The organism is Streptomyces sp. NPDC013187, assembly GCF_042899705.1.
Taxonomy (GTDB): Bacteria; Actinomycetota; Actinomycetes; order Streptomycetales; family Streptomycetaceae; genus Streptomyces; species Streptomyces hawaiiensis_A.
Window position 1 is genome coordinate 14,462 of the sequence record NZ_JBIBAF010000024.1, and the last position, 14,540, is coordinate 29,001.

Sequence of the window (14,540 nt, forward strand, 5' to 3'; positions counted from 1 at the left end):
GGTCGCCCGTGGAGCCCGGCCGGAGGGGGTCAGCGGGTGAACGTGACCCGGTGCTCCTTCAGGGAGCCGCAGTTGGAGCCGTACACCTGCACGTACGTGTTGGCGATGCCGCCGCCCCAGTCCACGCAGTGGCCCTTGCCGTAGACGTAGGTCGGTCCGGCGTACGACGAGAACAGGCCCTCGTCGTAGTGGCTTTCCTCGGTGTCCGGGACGGAGACCCAGGCCGACATGTTCACGGAATTGCCCGGGTTGTTGCGGATGGTCGTGACGCAGTTCTGGCCGTTGGAGGCGTTGTAGGTCAGGTAGACGGTCCCCAACGAGCCGACCTTCGCCGAGTTGACCGTCTTGTACCCACTGCCGCAGACCTTCTGCGGCGTGGTGTTGGGCGCGGCCGAGGCCGGCGACGCCAGGGCGGTCATGGTTCCCACGGACAATGCCGCCACGGCGGACGCTGCCAGGATGGAACGGGTGAATCGCATATTTCCCCCATGCAACTCTTCGAGGTGGTTGCTCCTGCATGGTGTGACCCGCCCGATGTCCAAAGGGTTGTGCGTCAGTCGGCAGGAAAATCGGGGGAGTTGAGGGGCGACACGAGTGGAGGGGCGGGCTCCGTGACGGCGGGTGCCCGAGCGTTCCCACGTTGCGACTCTTTTACTCACGCGTCACTTATGGCACACGCGAGATCCCGAGGATCTGTGCAGGGGTGTCACACGGACTGCACACCGCCCTTTCAAAGTCTCGTTAGCGTTACGGCTCGATCCCACGTGCGAACGTGACCAGGGCGCGGCCGGCGAGCCGCCGGAACAGCCAGATCGGGAACACCACACATGGACTACTGCTCGTCGTGCCGTCGGCACCTCAACGGCGCCTTGGTCTGCCCCGGGTGCGGCGCCTACGCCCCGGACATCGACCCCTCCGTCCTCGGCGGCCGCCCCGGCCCGGACCGCGGGCCCGCCATGGACCCGGGCGGACCGGCCTCCTGGGAGTACCCGGCAGCCCTCGGCACCTGGCACGACGGCACCGTGTGGGACGAGGCCCCCGCGCGTAGGCAGGACGGCCCCGGCTCGTCCGGCGCCCACGACGACTCCTCGGGCGCGCACGACTCCTCGGGTGCCCACGACCCCTCGGACGCCGACGTGGCCGATGGTTACGAAGCCCGGCTGGCGGGGCGGGCGGCCCGGCGGCGTCAGCTGGCCCGCTGGAAGAAGAACCAGCGCCGGGCCGTGGTGGCGACGGCGGTCGCGCTCGTCGGAGGTGGTCTGACGGTCGCCGCGATGAACGGCAACGCGAAGCCCGGCGTGCAGGCCTCCGCGACGCCGGAGGACACCACCATGGGCGGCGCCCTCGGAGAGGCGCCGACGATCACCGAACCGACGTCGAGCCGGCAGGACGCCCCGCGCTCCGCCTCCACGACCCCGTCGCACGACGACCGCGCCTCGCGCCACCAGCAGTCCCGGGCCGCCGACCCCCGCACCACGCCGACGGACACGCGGACGGACGCGGCCGCCGCGCCCCGCGAACTCCCGCTGACGACCGCGCCCCGCAAGACCGTCAGGGACACCGTCGGCGCGGCCACCGGCAGCGTCGGATCATCAGGTTCATCCGGGTCGTCCGGTTCATCCGGTTCGACGGCCACCGAGCCGACGGCACCCCCGGCCGCCGCGTCCGGCTCGGACGCACAGCAGCCGACGTCCCCCTCGACACCCCCGCCCGCGGCGACCACTCCGCCCGAGACGTCCCCCTCCGACCCGAAGTCGAAGGAGCTCTGCCTGCTCGTCATCTGCCTCGGCGGCTGAGCCGACGGTCGGTGGCCGTGCGCAGCCGCCGGGAGGTGGGCACGCGGCAAGCCGGGCGGCGAGCGGGTGCGATGGATCCACGGCGACGCGACGGCCCTGCCGCCGCTCGCCGCCGGCCTCGCGACGAAGACGGGCAGGCAACGTCGCCCGGGAGATCACCGGCCCGGAGGACTGGCAGCTGACCCTGCGAGGCTTCCGGGCCGCGCTGCGGCCCGGAAGGGCGCCTGGTGTTCGAGAGGCGGATACCGGCCCGACGCGCCTGGGAGCAGTGGAACCGAGAGGCCACGTACGGCGTGACGTGACAGAAGTAGCGGGCCTCGGCGCCGTCGAGTCCTGGGCGACCTGCTCGCCGTGAGCGGGCCGCTGGTGGCGTTCCGGTGGACCTATGTGTTCGGCGTGGACCGGCAGGCGCTGACGTCGGACTCGACGCTGCGCTTTCGCCAGCGGCAGGAGACGGAGGCGGAACACGCCGCGCAGAGTCATGTCGTGGAGGACGTACGTGACGCACCGGACCGGCCGGGCCGGGAGTTCGTGATCCTCGCGCGACGCCCGGAAAGCGTCCGCTGACACGGCCCCGCCGCCTCCGCGGCACGCGAAAACCGCCCGTACAATCCTCGCGACCAAATCGGGGGCGACATCAGCGGGGGAGTCCGCGTGGAAACGATCATCGTGCAGTTGCCCGGTACCGCCCAGTGGGGCGGGGACGAGACGGGCAGTCCCGAACTGATCCACCTGGGGCCGGGGGACATCGCCGACTTCGGACGCGGCGGGGCGGGGGTCCGCATCGTCCTGGCCGACCCCGGGATCTCCCGCCGGGCCGGTCAGCTGGAAGCCGCGGGGGACTACTGGCGGCTGTCCAACTTCAGTCGCAGCGTGTCGTACGTGGTGGAGAACCTGGAGGGGGCCGGCGAATACCTCACCGTCGCGCCCGGGCGGCTCGGGGCGCCCGTGCCCTTCGAGTCCTCCCGCGTGGTGCTGCCCGCCCTGTCCGGCACCGCCACGTTCAAGGTGTTCGCACCCCAGCACGCCTACCTCGGCGAGCAGTCCGTGCCGGGCGGCGGCGAACAGACCGTCCACCCCTTCGCCCTGGACCCGACGTCGAAGTACTTCCTCGTCCTGGTGGCCCTGTGCGAGCCCCGGCTGCGCGACCCCTCCGACTCGGCGCTGCCCGGCGTGGGTCAGATCGTGGAGCGGCTGCGGCCACTGGAGTCCTGCCGGGACCTGACGCGCTCAGCCGTCAACTACCACATCGACTACCTAGCCTTCGCCAAACTGCGCCTGGACCTCGGCGAAGAGGCCACGGCCGCGGCCGACGGCGGCCGCACCGGCGCCAAGCGCACCCGGCTCGCCTCCGTCGCGCTGCGTTTCGGCCTGGTCCGCGAGGAGCACCTCCGCCTGCTGCCGCCCCGCGGCGCAGCCCGCCTCACCGACCCACAGGAGGCAGACGCATGACCACGCCGGAGGAACGGGACGACGAGCTGGAGACGCCCCGCCCGACCGGCCTACCGGAGGGCTTCCGCATCGACGGCTGGGAGTTGGGCGCGGTCATCGGCTCCGGCGGCTGGGGAACCGTGTACGAGGCCCGTACGGTCGCCGACGGCACGCTCGTCGCGGTGAAGGTGCTCCCGACCGGTGCCCTGGGCCCCGGGCAGCGCGCTGCGCTCGGCGAACTCGTCGCGCGCGAGGTCCGTTTCAGCGCCGAGGCCGACCACCCCCACCTCGTCCGCACCCACGCCGTGTGCACCGTCGACGCACCCGAACTGCCCGCCCTGGACGGCGCGATCGCGCTGGTCATGGACCGGGCCGAGGCCAGCCTGCAGGACGTACTGGACGCCGCGGAGACCGGCGGGCCGATCGCGGACGCCGATCGCGTTCTGCGCGGAGTGGCCGCGGGACTCGCCCACATGCACGACGCGGGCTGGGTGCACGGCGACCTCAAACCCGCCAACGTCCTGCTGGGCCCGGACGGTCAGGTGTGGCTGGCGGACTTCGGCCTGGCCGTCGAACTCGACGGCACCCACGCCCACTTGCCGCCGCTCGGCACCCTCGACCACCTGCCGCCCGAGTGGTGGTCGCAGCGCACCGGCACCCAGGGCGCCGTCGTCCGGCCCACCGCCGACATCTGGGCCTTCGGCGTCCTCGCCCACCAGGTCCGCACCGGCGGACTCCACCCCTTCCCGGGCGCCACGGCCCGCGCCCGTTCACTCGCGGCCCAGTCCTACGCACGCGGCACCGCACCCCTGCGGCTCGACGCCGGTCTCGACGAGGAGACGCGCCGGCTCATCGCCGACTGCCTCGCCCCGGACCACGCCTCCCGCCTCCCGCACACGGCCGCCGCTGTCGCCGCCCGGATCGAGGCCGTCACCGGCGGCCCGCACCGCCGCCGAAGAAGCATCGCACCGGCGGTTGCGGCCGGGCTCGTCGTCCTGACCGCCGCCGCGGTCGCCGGGGCGGCCCTGCTCGGGGGAGGGCGCGGCACCCAGGACGACGACCGCGACCGCGCCACCCCCGCCGTCTCCGGCACGCCCAGCCCGCCGGCCGGTGAGATACCCGAGGATTCCGACGTGCCCGAGGCGCTGCGCCCCGTCATCGCCAGCGCGGCCCACCGCTGCACCGACGAGGAGATCACGCCCGCCCTGCTCGCCGCCCTGATCAAGGCGGAGAGCAACTTCGACCCGAAGGCCTCCCGCCCGCAGAGCGAGGAGTACGGCATCGCCATGTGGACGCCGTCGGTGTTCCGCGCCTGGGCGGTGGACGGGGACGGCGACGGCGACAAGGACCACATGTCACCGCCGGACGCGATCTCCACCATGAGCCTGTACGTGTGCTGGCTCGACCAGCGCTTCAAGCAGGCCGGCCTGCCGAAGAAGGACCTTCCCGCGCTCGTCGCGGCCGGCTACCGCACCAGTGACCGCACGGTCATCGAGGAGCGCGGCGTACCGGAGCGGGTACGGCCGCACGTGGACAAGGTGATGCGCTACCTCGCCGAGTACGAGCGCTGAGCCGAGCGAAGGCGAGCGAAGGCGAGCGAAGGCGAGCGAGGTGGGGCAGACGATGGCGAGCGGGGAGGGCCGTACGCGCGCGAGCGGTGGGCGGGGGTGTACGCACGCGAGCGGTGGGCAGGGCCGCAGCCCCGCCCACCGCTCGTCCCCCGATCCCGTCACGGCCGCGGTCAGCCGCACTCCGGGACGTTCGGCAGCCGGTTGTCCGGCGAGCTGATGTAGATGTTGGAGATGTAGCCGCCGTACTGCGGCAGATAGGCCCACCACTCGTTGGTGTAGGGCGGCACATCGACCACCTCGCCCCGGATCTGACAGCCCACCAGCACCTCCACCCCGGCGGGGAGTTGCGTCATCCGGTCACCGCCCGTGGCCGGCCCCCTACGGACGTTCACGAACTCGCCCCATGTGCCGAACCAGGTCCCGGCGGGCCGTGCCCCGCCCGGCACGTTCAGCGACCGGGTCAGCCGGCCGATGTCGGTGTACGCCTTGCCGTACGACGTGCCGACCTGGTGCAGTGTCAGCACGGCCACGATCGTGCGGTCGTCCGCGCCCACCGTGCCGGTGGTGTGCAGTGCGGGTCGGGTGAGGTCGACGGCCGCGGCGGCGCGAGGAGAGGGGACGGCCGACGACGCCCGCGTTCCCGAGGACGTCGTCTGGGCGCCGCAGGTGCCCTTCGCGTACTTCCCGGACCAGCCCTGCTTCACCGCCCACGGTTTGTCGAACGCCCCTGCGATGCCGAAGTGCTGGTCGAAGTGGTCCGTGGCGGAGCAGCGAGTGGAGCGGCGCAGGTTGTCCATGATGAAGTCCCGGACGGGCGCGGGGGCCTTCTCCAGGATGTACCGGTAGATCGCCACCGTGTCCCGGGCGGAGATGGCGGTGTAGCCCCAGAAGCCCTCGTACCCGGGAGGCGGTGGCGCGGTGTCGCGCAGACCGAGTGCGGGCTCGGCGGTCATCCGGTCGATGATCGCCGATCCGCCGTACGTCGACCAGTAGTGATCCGCGGCGTCGTCGTCACTGCCACGCAGCATCGGCTCCAGCCGGGCGCGGTCGGCCGGCGGGATGGTGTAGTCGGGCCCGCGGTCCCACAGGAAGTCCAGCACCAGCAGGAGCTTGACGACCGAGGCGGACCGGAACTGCTTGCTGACGTCGACCTGTTCGGTGAACGTGCCGGTTCGGCGGTCGAAAACGGCCACACCGGCGGTGACGCCGGGCGGGATCTGGGCGGCTGCCGCGGTCCGGGCGGTCCCGGCGCCCTCCACCGCCCTGCCCGTCCGGGGCTGTGCCGACGCACCGCTCGTGAGTGACGCGACCGTGACGACGGCCGCGAGTGCGGCGGCGCCGCGCAGGAGCATGCGCATGGTTGCCCTTCCTGGATCGCCCGGTGGTCCGACGGGGCCTTGGCCCGCGGAGCCACGATAGGAGCGGGGGCGGGGCGGGCGGTCCTGACGAATGTCAGGGCTCCGGCGGAGCGCGGAGACCTGAGGCGCCGACCCTGATAAATGTCAGGTGCCGGTGGTGCGGTGATGCCCCGTACGGTCACGACCAGCGAGCGACGGCCGGGGGCCGGTCGCCGCGTACGACCGATTCACCCGCCGACACACGAAAGAGGGCTCATGAGCCGCCGATCACTCACGACACTGCTGGCCGCGGGGGGCGCCGCCGCGGTGATGGCGCTCCTTCCGACCACTGCCCAGGCCCAGCCGTACTCGGGCGGCAACTACGGCATCTACGGGCAGGAGGGGCAGTACCCCACCACCACGTTCTGCTCGGGTACCTTCCGGCAGATCGGAGCCACCAAGTACGCCGAGGGCATGGCCCTGAAGTACTTCTACTCCGACAAGTGCGGCTCCTTCGCCCGGATCGAGAACTCCCGGCCCGGCTGCGCGGCCGTGCTGCAGCGCTCCGACAACGGCACGGGCCGCAACGACGGCTGGGTCTCCGAGACCGTCGACGCCGGCATCAACTACGCCTACACGCAGATGGGCAACAACCTCAACGGCCGCGTCTCGCGCGCCCTGCTCAGCTGCGACGGCCACGACCTGGTGAACACCGGCTGGTACTGAGCCGCACCGCACGCCGCACGGGGGCGGGCCGGTAATCCGGCCTGCCCCCTTTCCGCGCACCACCCGCACGCGCCACACCCCGCAGCACGACGAGGAGTCGGTCATGGGCCCGATGGGCTGCTGCTGACCCCGTAGACGCCTGCGGCGGACCACCGGTCACACGGTGGTCCGCCGCAGGCGTGTGGAGGGGAGATGCTCAGCAGTCCGGGACCCCGGCGATCTTCTCGCCGCCCCGGATGTACAGGTTGTTCACCCAGGCGATGTCGCTGCCCGAGAACTCCATGACGGCGGTCCACCAGTTGTTGGTGCCGACCGCCGGGTCGTGCACGGTCTGGCCCTGCTTCTGGCACAGGGCGTCCGCCCACCACTGCGAACGGACCGCCAGCCGCGGGGAGTCGGTGGTCGGCTGCTGGCGCAGGTTGACGTCGGTGGCCCAGATGTAGACGTCGGTGAGCGTCGGGTCGCCGCCGTCGGCGGTGGCCGGGGCCGCCTGGGCGGTGGTGGAAAGACCGCCGACGGCGAGCGCGGTCACGGCGAGGCCCATGGCGGTACGGCTGATCAGTCGCTTCATGTGTCTGTCCCCCGAAGGACGAAGGCGAGAAAGAGGTGCCGGACGTGGTCCTGGTCCGGCTCGGACGGCCGCCGGGACGGGCGGCCTGCCGACGTTCAGAACTGTAGGGAGCTGCGTGCCGACGCGGTCCTGACAATTGTCAGGACCGCCTGGGGCGGCAGGGACGGAGCACTCTGCCGGCGGACCCGAACACGGCCGAAAACAGCTCGACGTGCCCGGCCGCCGCTGTCTACGATCCACCGCGCGGCATCGCGTGCCGGTCACCGTCCGGGTGAGGCATGGAGGCGCCGCGGAGATGCCCGTGGAGGCATTCAACCGTGTCAGTCGAGTTCAATCACACCATCGTCCTGTCCCGGGACCGGGAGAGGTCCGCTCGTTTCCTCGCCGAGATCCTGGGACTCGAGGTCGGGGCACCGACCGGGGTCTTCCTGCCGGTGACCACCGCCAACGGAGTCACGCTGGACTTCCTCACCATCGACGCCGACATTCCCATGCAGCACTACGCGTTCCTCGTCTCCGAGGACGAGTTCGACCAGGCCCTGGCCCGCCTGGTACAGGCCCGCATCCCCATCCAGGCCGACCCGCACGGCAACCACCCCCGCCGCATCAACCGCAACGACGGCGGCCGGGGTGTCTACTTCCTCGACCCGGCGGGCCACGGCCTGGAGATCCTCACCCGCCCCTACGGCACGGACCCGTCCTCCGAGCTGAACGGTGTCACGGAGGACGTGCCCGGGGCGGTCTGAGCCGGACCCGGTCGGTCCGGGGCGGGGGCGCTGCGGCGTCCGTCCCGGACCCACCCGGTGAGCGGGCGGGACGGTCAGCCGCCGCCCGACTCCACTGCGACGGCCGCCCGTTCGGGTTCGGCCCCCGGCGGGTGATCCCGGCGGGGCAGCAGCAGCGGCGTGAGCAGGAGCAGGGCACCGGCCAGTGCGATGGCCGCCCGGGGACCGGTCCAGGCTGCCAGTACACCCCACAGGGCGGTGGTCGCAGCGGTGACAGCCTTGCCGGTGGCCGACCAGGCGGCCAGGGTGCGGGTGACCCGGCCGGTGGGGGTGCGGTCGAGACGGTGGGTGGCGAGGACCGGGTTGAACACGCCACAGCAGGTGATCAGGCCGAACTCGACCAGCATGACCAGCATCAGACCGGGCAGGCCGGGGCCGGTGAAGGCCAGGCCGATCGACCAGCAGGCCCGCAGCGCCCCGGCGGTGAGCAGGACCCGGTACCGGCCGTGTCGCGCGACGAGGCGCGGGGCCAGGCGGGAGCCGAGCAGGCCGCCGGTGCAGGGCACCGCGAAGGCGAGGGCGTACTGCCAGGGCGCGAAGTGCAGGTCGTCCACCATCAGGATCAGCAGCGGCGGAGATGCCGCCATGATCAGGGCGTTCACCAGGAGCGAGTTGAACAAGAGCGGGCGCAGTGCCGGATCGGCCAGGATGTGGCGCCAGCCCTCCAGCAGGTCACCCGGCCGGGTCACCGCGGGGTGCGGTCGCACGGGGCGCTGCTCGGCGTCGCCGATCGCCCGGAGGCCGAGCGCCGAGAGCAGATAGCTCACCGCGTCGGCCACCACCGTCGTGACCGGACCGAACAGGCTGATCGCGGCCCCGCCCAGCGGCGGGCCGACCATGCTCGCGGTCCAGGTCGTCGCCTCGAACCGCCCGTTCGCCACGAGCAGGTCCTGCCGCGGCAGCAGGTCCTTCAGGAACGCCCCGGCCGCCGCGTTGAAGGTGATGTCGGCCGCCGCGACGGCCACCGACACCAGCAGCAACTGGCCGAAGGTGAGCTTCCCGAGCGTGAACGCCACGGGGATGCTCAGCAGTACCGCGCACCGGACCAGGTCCGCGGTCATCATCACCGGCCGTTTGCGGCGGATCTCCATCCACGGCCCGAGGGGCACCGACACCGCCGCGCCGACCGCCGGTCCCACCGCGGCAAGCAACGACACCTGCGCCGGACCGGCGTCCAGCGCCAGCACCGCGATCAGGGCGAACGCGTCGAACGCGAGCCACGTGCCGGCCGTACTGACCGCGTACGCGCCCCACAACCACCCGAAGCGCCGCCCCAGCGACCCTCTGCCCGCCATACCCGGCGCACTCCCCGCTCCCCTGGATAACCCGGCGCTGTCCGGCAGTCATCCAAGCGAGAACGGGGGTGCCGGGCAAACAACCGCCCGGCACCCCCGCCACAACCGACCGTTGTGACGCGGCGCGATGGGGTGGAAGGCTCAGCGCTGGTACAGCCCCACCAGCGTCCCGTCCGCGAGGCGGCGCTTCTCGACCTCCTCGTGCACCTGGTCCGCGCGCGGCGCATCGGGCAGGACACACGGCTCGGACAGCGCGTAGAGCCGGAAGAAGTAGTGATGGGCGTCGTCACCCGGCGGGGGATGCGGGCCGCCCCAGCCGTGCTGGCCGTAGCCGTTGACGAGTTCCGTACCGCCCGGTGGGATCTGCCCGGCCTCGACGCCGTCGCTGTGCGGGTCGATGCCGACCACGACCCAGTGCGCGAAGGTGCCCGACGGGGCGTCGGGGTCCTCGCACAGCAGGACCAGTTCCGCCGCGTCGTCCGGTACGCCGCTCCAGGTCAGCGGCGGAGAGACGTTAGGTCCCTCGTACGCGTACCGGCGCGCGATGAACGAATGGTCGTTGAACGCGTTGCTGCTGAGTTCGATGCCGGTCATGGGCCCCGGGGTACCCCCGAGGGCTCCGGGGCACACGGTTCGGTCCCGATTCCCCCGGGTACCCGCCAGAGCGAGCCGGAACGAGACGGGAGAGGGAGGAACCCGACGATGTCTCCCCTGGCAGAAGACCCCGCGGCGGACACCCGGGAGGACCGGCGCGCCCCCGCCCGCACCGCCCGGCTGCGCAGCCGCATCCCAGAGCCGGACGAGGAGCCGGACCTCCTCGGCCAGTACCTCGCGCAGATCTCGGCGACGGCGCTGCTCACGGCGGAGGACGAGGTACGCCTGGCCCGGCGGCTGGAGACCGGCGTACAGGCGCTGGAGGAACTCGACCGGGCCGACGCCGGCGAGCACGACCTCACGGCGAAGCGGCGCCGGGAACTGGAGGAGGCCGTCCGCGCCGGGCAGGCTGCCAAGGACCACATGGTCCGGGCCAACCTCCGGCTCGTGGTGTCGATGGCCAAACGGCACGCCCATCGCGGCCTGCCCCTGCTGGACGTCATCCAGGAGGGCAACCTGGGGTTGATCCGGGCCGTGGAGAAGTTCGACCACACCAAGGGCTTCAAGTTCTCGACCTATGCCACCTGGTGGATCCGCCAGGCGATCGAACGGGGCCTGGCCGCGCACGCGCGCTCCGTCCGGCTGCCGATGCACGTCGTGGAGCAGCTGCAGAAGATCGCCAAGGTCGAGCGGCGGCTGCGGCTCGATCTGGAGCGTGAACCGAGCATCGAGGAGGTGGCCCGGGAGAGCGGCCTCGCCGAGGACCGGATCGCCTGGCTGCGGCATGTCGGACGGGACGCGGTCAGTCTGGACACCCCGGTCGACGAGAAGGGCGAGACCGTCGTCGGCGACCTCATCGCCGACACCGAGGTGCTCCAGGCCCCGGAGGTGGCCGAGTTCCGGGCGCTCGCCGAGGAGCTGCGTGAGGCCGTCGGCACGCTCGCGCCCCGCGAGGCCATGATCCTCAGCCTGCGCTACGGGCTGCACGACGGGCACACCCGCACGCTGAACGAGGTGGCCGGACGGGTCGGTCTGACCCGGGAGCGGGTGCGCCAGCTCGAGAAGGAGTCGCTCGCCCGGCTGCGGGAGCCGGAGAGCCGCGAACGGCTGGTGGCGTGGGCGGGCTGACCGCGCGCCACCTCACGCGGCCGGTGCAGCGAGGACCAGCGAACCGTCGGCCGCCTGCCGCACCGCCACCCCCATGCTGATCCGGTCCAGCGTCGCGCGCAGCCAGGCACCGTCCTCCCCGGAGGCGGGCTCCAGCCGCATCCGCCGCACCCGGAGCGGCACCATGCGCAGCCCCGTCAGCCGCCCGGTGTCCGCCTCGACCGACACGAGGAAGGCCAGGCGCAGGTCGTCGCGGTACTGCTCGTGGCCGGAGATGCCCTCGTAGTCGTCGACGAAGTCGCCGCAGCCGTAGAGGATCAGCCGGTCCCGGTACACCTCCAGCGGGCGGGGATGGTGCGAGGAGTGCCCGTGGACGACGTCGGCTCCACCGTCGATCAGCGCGTGCGCGAAGCGCACCTGCTCCCGGGGCACGCGATACCCCCAGTTGGAACCCCAGTGCACGGACACCACGGTGAGGTCACCGGACCGGCCCAGCCGCCGCACCACGGCCTGGGCCGCGGACGGCGAGAGATCGGGCAGATACGCGACGCCCGGCCGGTCCGACGTCGCCGCCCAGCCGGACGGGATGCCGCTGGAGTGCGCCCCGAGGGCGAACACCCTCAGACGGCGGCCGCCGGCCAGCGGTACGACGGCGGGGGCGTACGCCTCGTCGGCGTCGCGTCCCGCGCCCGCCGCCCGCAGGCCCGCCCGGGCCAGGGCTTCCAGGGTCTCCAGCAGTCCCCTTCGGCCGAAGTCCAGGACGTGGTTGTTGGCGAGGACGGTCACGTCCGGCCGGACCACCGCCAGGGCCGGCAGGTTCGCCGGGTGCATCCGGTAGTGGATCTCCTTGCCGGGCGCGAACGTACCGGCGCGCGTCACCGAGGTCTCCAGATTCACGATCCGGACGTCCGGAGCCGCCTCGTCCAGCACCCGCAGCGCCGCACCCCACGGCCATGACGCGCCCACCGGCACGGGCACCGGGCCGTGCGCCGACTCCGCCAGCCGGACGTAGGACCGGGCGTCCTCGACGTACGCCTCCCGCAGTGCCGGGTCGCCGGGGTGCGCCAGGATCTGGTCGACGCCGCGCCCGAGCATCACGTCACCGCAGAGGAACAGCGTCACATGTGCGCCGCCCACCCCTCCACGGTAGGCGCACCCCGGCTGCGGGGGTCAGGCGTCGACCCTCACCGCACATGACCACCCGTACGGGTCCGGCCCCATCCGCAGCGTGTCCCAGGCCACCGCCGTGGGGACCGCGCCCGTGATCTCCACGGCGGAGAGGGTGGTGACCGCCAGCCGTACGTCCAGGCCGCCGTCGGCCTCGTCGGCCTCCACGTCCACGGGTACCTGGCCGTACGCCTCCAGGCGGAAGATGACCTCGTCCAGCAGCGCGGCGAGCAGGTCGTCGTCGCTGGCCTCGGGCAGACGGACCCGGTCCACGGCGGTGGGCCGCACCCGGGAGACGTCGGCGAAGCACTCCACCATCGCCAGGACGGCCTCCGCCAGACAGTGCTCTCTGCACGCCGCCCACGCCTCGATCCGGATGTCGCCGGGATGCGGCACCGCCCGGTGCCCGCACTCGCCCGGCTGCCGCCCTTGCCCGCCGTCGCCCGTGTCACCGCCCATGAACATCGACTGCCCGAGGCTCGCCGACCCATGCGGGCCCGCGCCGCACGGGTGGATCAGACGGGCTCGTCCGCGAGGTACGGCGGCGCCGGGTCGTACTGGATGTAGCGCCGCACGGCCCGCGCGTGCTCCCGGCCGTGCAACCGCCCGACCAGCCACAACGCACTGTCGATACCGGCCGAGACACCCTGGCTGGTGACCAGGTCGCCGTCGACCACGTAGCGGGCGTCCCGGACCACGGTCACATCCCCCCGCGCCTCCAAGGTGTCCTCCCGGCTCCAGTGCGTGGCCACCCGGCGCCCCCGGGCGGGTCCGGCCGCGTGCAGCAGGAACGTGCCGGTGCACACGCCGTGCACCCACGCGGCCCGCTCCGCCGTCTTCGCGATCCAGTCGGTGACCACCGGGTTGTGCAGCTGCGTCTCTCGTGCGCCCAGCCCGCCCGGCACGTGCAGCACGTCCAGCGGCGGATGGTCGTCAAAGGTGTGGTCGGGCAGGACACGCAGGCCCTTGTTGCAGCGCACGGGCCCGGGATGCTCGGAGACGAGCACGGCCGTGTCGGCGCCGTCCCGGAGCCGGGCCGAGACGGTGAAGACCTCCCAGGGCCCCACGAAGTCGAGCTCCTCGGCATCCTCGAAGACCAGCAGGCCGTAGGTGGTCATGCGGTACGTCCTTCCTCTGTGGGATCGGACCCGGGCCCCGAAGACCCCGAGGGCCCTGTGGTGGAGCGGAACCGGGCGCGGTAGTCCGACGGCGCGACACCGAGCCGGCGGTGGAACGTGCGGCGCAGCGTCTCGGCGGTGACGAAGCCGCAGCGGCGGGCGATGGCGTCGACCGGTTCGTCCCCGTCCGTGAGCGCCCGCTGGGCCGCCTCGACGCGCACCCGCTCGACGTACGCCGCCGGGGGCACGCCCAGTTCGGCGGTGAAGCGGCGCTGCAGGTGGCGCGGGCTCAGCCCGGCGTGCGCGGCGAGGCCGGCGATGTCGTGCCGGGCACCGGGGTCGGAGTGGATCGCGGTGACGGCGGCCCGCACCGGGTCCGTCGCCGGCTGCCGCGACCACAGCGCCACGCTGAACTGCGACTGGCCGCCCGGGCGGCGCAGGAACAGCACCAGCCGACGGGCCACCTCGTGCGCTGCGTCCCGGCCGAGGTCGTCCTCCACCAGGGCGAGCGCCAGATCCATCCCCGCCGTCACCCCGGCCGAGGTCCACACCCGCCCGTCCCGGACGAAGATGGGGTCGCAGTCCACCCGCGCCTCGGGATGCTCCCGGGTCAGCTGCTCCGCTCGGGCCCAGTGCGTGGTGACCCGCCGCCCGTCCAGCAGCCCCGCCGCCGCCAGCAGAAAGACACCGCTGCACACCGAGGCCACCCGCCGGGCACCGGCCGCCGCCGCGGCGACCCAGGCGACCAGGTCTGCGTCCTGCCGGGCCCGGTCGACGCCCTGGCCGCCGACGACCACCAGGGTGTCCGTGCCGGCCGGGTCGAGGCCGTCCACGCCGTGCGCGGCCTCCATGACCAGCCCGCTGACCGACCGGACCGGCCCCGCCCTGGCCCCCACGACCTCGCAGGCGTACCCGCCCGCACTGTGGAACACCTCGTGCGGCCCGGTGAGGTCGAGCGGCTGGAAGCCGTCGAAGACGACGAAGACGATGCGGCGATCGGTCACGCCCCTCACGCTCCACGGCACGCGGGTACGGCGTCAAC

Annotated in this window: 15 protein-coding genes and 1 pseudogene; 7 read left to right on the top strand and 9 right to left on the bottom strand. The window is 72.9% G+C overall.

From position 1 onward, the window contains the following. Positions 1-29: 29 nt before the first annotated feature. On the bottom strand, positions 30-479 hold the full coding sequence (locus ACFY5B_RS36305; protein WP_389978435.1) for a spore-associated protein: 450 nt from the start codon (positions 477-479) through the stop codon (positions 30-32). Between the two features lie 348 nt (positions 480-827). Here ACFY5B_RS36305 and ACFY5B_RS36310 point away from each other — a divergent pair, with 348 nt between their 5' ends. The 4 genes and pseudogenes from ACFY5B_RS36310 (at position 828) to ACFY5B_RS36325 (ending at position 4,798) form a co-directional block, all read left to right on the top strand. Further along, positions 828-1,796: a hypothetical protein gene (locus tag ACFY5B_RS36310; protein ID WP_389978438.1), complete on the top strand. Its 969-nt coding sequence runs from the start codon at positions 828-830 to the stop codon at positions 1,794-1,796. A gap of 15 nt (positions 1,797-1,811) precedes the next feature. Then, positions 1,812-2,363 (top strand): annotated as a pseudogene (locus ACFY5B_RS36315) (SAM-dependent methyltransferase); the annotation flags it as partial. A gap of 87 nt (positions 2,364-2,450) precedes the next feature. After that, positions 2,451-3,248: a serine/threonine protein kinase gene (locus ACFY5B_RS36320; protein WP_389978441.1), complete on the top strand. Its 798-nt coding sequence runs from the start codon at positions 2,451-2,453 to the stop codon at positions 3,246-3,248. After that, positions 3,245-4,798 (top strand): protein kinase, encoded by a 1,554-nt coding sequence (locus tag ACFY5B_RS36325; RefSeq protein WP_389978444.1) that lies wholly within the window; start codon positions 3,245-3,247, stop codon positions 4,796-4,798. The genes ACFY5B_RS36320 and ACFY5B_RS36325 overlap by 4 nt, the downstream gene beginning before the upstream one ends. A 170-nt stretch (positions 4,799-4,968) precedes the next feature. Here ACFY5B_RS36325 and ACFY5B_RS36330 read toward each other — a convergent pair whose 3' ends face one another. Continuing rightward, entirely contained in the window at positions 4,969-6,156 is a 1,188-nt protein-coding gene (locus tag ACFY5B_RS36330) for a hypothetical protein (protein ID WP_389978447.1), read from the bottom strand. A 255-nt stretch (positions 6,157-6,411) separates the two neighbouring features. On the opposite strand from ACFY5B_RS36330, the gene ACFY5B_RS36335 reads away from it, so the two are divergent. Then, on the top strand, positions 6,412-6,861 hold the full coding sequence (locus ACFY5B_RS36335; protein ID WP_389978450.1) for a hypothetical protein: 450 nt from the start codon (positions 6,412-6,414) through the stop codon (positions 6,859-6,861). Positions 6,862-7,057: 196 nt separating this feature from the next. On the opposite strand, the gene ACFY5B_RS36340 is transcribed toward ACFY5B_RS36335, so the two are convergent. Beyond that, complete coding sequence (locus ACFY5B_RS36340; RefSeq protein ID WP_389978453.1) at positions 7,058-7,432, bottom strand: peptidase M23; 375 nt, start codon at positions 7,430-7,432, stop codon at positions 7,058-7,060. Positions 7,433-7,749: 317 nt separating this feature from the next. Between ACFY5B_RS36340 and ACFY5B_RS36345 the strand changes: the two genes are divergently transcribed. Further along, positions 7,750-8,178: a VOC family protein gene (locus ACFY5B_RS36345; RefSeq protein ID WP_389978456.1), complete on the top strand. Its 429-nt coding sequence runs from the start codon at positions 7,750-7,752 to the stop codon at positions 8,176-8,178. 74 nt (positions 8,179-8,252) lie between these two features. On the opposite strand, the gene ACFY5B_RS36350 is transcribed toward ACFY5B_RS36345, so the two are convergent. Both ACFY5B_RS36350 and ACFY5B_RS36355 read right to left on the bottom strand, forming a co-directional pair. Then, entirely contained in the window at positions 8,253-9,512 is a 1,260-nt protein-coding gene (locus ACFY5B_RS36350; RefSeq protein WP_389978458.1) for an MFS transporter, read from the bottom strand. A gap of 141 nt (positions 9,513-9,653) precedes the next feature. After that, positions 9,654-10,106 (bottom strand): YbhB/YbcL family Raf kinase inhibitor-like protein, encoded by a 453-nt coding sequence (locus ACFY5B_RS36355; RefSeq protein ID WP_389978461.1) that lies wholly within the window; start codon positions 10,104-10,106, stop codon positions 9,654-9,656. 108 nt (positions 10,107-10,214) lie between these two features. Here ACFY5B_RS36355 and ACFY5B_RS36360 point away from each other — a divergent pair, with 108 nt between their 5' ends. Then, positions 10,215-11,234 carry a sigma-70 family RNA polymerase sigma factor gene (locus ACFY5B_RS36360; RefSeq protein ID WP_389978463.1) on the top strand — a complete coding sequence of 340 codons (1,020 nt, stop codon included), beginning with the start codon at positions 10,215-10,217 and terminating at the stop codon, positions 11,232-11,234. Between the two features lie 12 nt (positions 11,235-11,246). On the opposite strand, the gene ACFY5B_RS36365 is transcribed toward ACFY5B_RS36360, so the two are convergent. Genes ACFY5B_RS36365 through ACFY5B_RS36380 form a run of 4 tightly spaced genes read right to left on the bottom strand, consistent with a single transcriptional unit; the run spans position 11,247 to position 14,502 of the window. Beyond that, positions 11,247-12,350, bottom strand: a complete 1,104-nt coding sequence (locus ACFY5B_RS36365; RefSeq protein ID WP_389978466.1) for a CapA family protein — start codon at positions 12,348-12,350, stop codon at positions 11,247-11,249. A gap of 33 nt (positions 12,351-12,383) precedes the next feature. Further along, positions 12,384-12,839, bottom strand: coding sequence for an archease (locus tag ACFY5B_RS36370; protein WP_389978468.1), 456 nt, complete (start codon positions 12,837-12,839; stop codon positions 12,384-12,386). Positions 12,840-12,895: 56 nt separating this feature from the next. Continuing rightward, entirely contained in the window at positions 12,896-13,498 is a 603-nt protein-coding gene (locus ACFY5B_RS36375) for a DJ-1/PfpI family protein (protein WP_389978470.1), read from the bottom strand. Continuing rightward, positions 13,495-14,502 carry a GlxA family transcriptional regulator gene (locus ACFY5B_RS36380; RefSeq protein WP_389978472.1) on the bottom strand — a complete coding sequence of 336 codons (1,008 nt, stop codon included), beginning with the start codon at positions 14,500-14,502 and terminating at the stop codon, positions 13,495-13,497. The genes ACFY5B_RS36375 and ACFY5B_RS36380 overlap by 4 nt, the downstream gene beginning before the upstream one ends. Positions 14,503-14,540 lie beyond the last annotated feature (38 nt).

Coding starts and splice junctions, on each gene's coding strand:
- ACFY5B_RS36305 (WP_389978435.1), bottom strand. CDS start 479: ATGCGATTCACCCGTTCCATCCTGGCAGCGTCCGCCGTGGCGGCATTG.
- ACFY5B_RS36310 (WP_389978438.1), top strand. CDS start 828: ATGGACTACTGCTCGTCGTGCCGTCGGCACCTCAACGGCGCCTTGGTC.
- ACFY5B_RS36325 (WP_389978444.1), top strand. CDS start 3,245: ATGACCACGCCGGAGGAACGGGACGACGAGCTGGAGACGCCCCGCCCG.
- ACFY5B_RS36330 (WP_389978447.1), bottom strand. CDS start 6,156: ATGCGCATGCTCCTGCGCGGCGCCGCCGCACTCGCGGCCGTCGTCACG.
- ACFY5B_RS36335 (WP_389978450.1), top strand. CDS start 6,412: ATGAGCCGCCGATCACTCACGACACTGCTGGCCGCGGGGGGCGCCGCC.
- ACFY5B_RS36340 (WP_389978453.1), bottom strand. CDS start 7,432: ATGAAGCGACTGATCAGCCGTACCGCCATGGGCCTCGCCGTGACCGCG.
- ACFY5B_RS36350 (WP_389978458.1), bottom strand. CDS start 9,512: ATGGCGGGCAGAGGGTCGCTGGGGCGGCGCTTCGGGTGGTTGTGGGGC.
- ACFY5B_RS36355 (WP_389978461.1), bottom strand. CDS start 10,106: ATGACCGGCATCGAACTCAGCAGCAACGCGTTCAACGACCATTCGTTC.
- ACFY5B_RS36360 (WP_389978463.1), top strand. CDS start 10,215: ATGTCTCCCCTGGCAGAAGACCCCGCGGCGGACACCCGGGAGGACCGG.
- ACFY5B_RS36370 (WP_389978468.1), bottom strand. CDS start 12,839: ATGGGCGGTGACACGGGCGACGGCGGGCAAGGGCGGCAGCCGGGCGAG.
- ACFY5B_RS36375 (WP_389978470.1), bottom strand. CDS start 13,498: ATGACCACCTACGGCCTGCTGGTCTTCGAGGATGCCGAGGAGCTCGAC.